Origin of the sequence: Halorubrum sp. SP3, assembly GCF_005435195.1 — an archaeon.
Taxonomy (GTDB): domain Archaea; phylum Halobacteriota; class Halobacteria; order Halobacteriales; family Haloferacaceae; genus Halorubrum; species Halorubrum sodomense.
Map to the genome: position 1 here is coordinate 1 of NZ_SGTU01000194.1, position 721 is coordinate 721.

A 721-nucleotide genomic window follows, 5' to 3' on the forward strand; every position below is an offset into this window, starting at 1 on the left:
TGAATCGCGAGCGCGTTGACGTCGGGCAGAATGCGCATTCATTCTCCCCCAAATGTCGCGCGTCCTGCGTCCCGGAACGCCTCTGTGCCCCACTCATCCCGGTCTCGCCCCGTGGACACTGTGTGGAGCCCGGGAAGCTGTCTCACTAACTGGATCGTATTCCCCTGTCGCACAACGGTAAACGTCGTTCCCCCCTCGATATTGAGGTCCTCGCGGAGCGCCTTCGGAATGGTGAGTCGCCCGCGATCGTTAATTTCTGCTTCCCCGTATTCCGTGTCTCCCTCATCTGTGGATCCACTCATATTGATCACCAGTATCTGATCAACATTGTTTGATCATCATAACTTCTGTGTTGGTGCGAGGGGTCGATTTTTCCCACAGCTGACGCCGTGGACCTGACTGTCATTCGTCTGCCACATTTTTCGCGCTCCGGAGGGGCGGGAGCGTCCCATGGACTCGCTCGACCCGACGAACGGGCACGTCGTCTTCGACGACGCCGACGCCCGTGCCGACCAGATGCACCAAGCGATCGACCAGTGGCTCGCTGAACTCGTCGACGCCGTCGACAAGGCCCGTGCGAGCGACCAGTTCCAGCGGTGGCTCGACGTCCAGAGCCGCTTTCACGACTACTCGCACCGCAACACACTGCTGATTGCGCTCCAGTGTCCGGACGCGACGAAGGTCGCTGGGTACCGAACCTGGCAGCGCGAGTTCAACCGCC

General features: G+C 60.5%; 1 protein-coding gene and 1 pseudogene. One reads left to right on the forward strand and one right to left on the reverse strand.

The window, feature by feature from the left end:
- Positions 1–38 precede the first annotated feature (38 nt).
- A complete protein-coding gene (locus tag EXE42_RS20860) occupies positions 39–302 on the reverse strand; it encodes an AbrB/MazE/SpoVT family DNA-binding domain-containing protein (RefSeq protein WP_137706978.1) in 264 nt (87 codons plus the stop codon).
- A gap of 148 nt (positions 303–450) precedes the next feature.
- On the opposite strand from EXE42_RS20860, the pseudogene EXE42_RS16175 reads away from it, so the two are divergent.
- Positions 451–721 (forward strand): annotated as a pseudogene (locus EXE42_RS16175) (DUF955 domain-containing protein); the annotation flags it as partial.

What these genes read in the sequence shown, in the direction of transcription:
- EXE42_RS20860 (WP_137706978.1), bottom strand. Translation starts at nt 302, where the DNA reads ATGAGTGGATCCACAGATGAGGGAGACACGGAATACGGGGAAGCAGAA.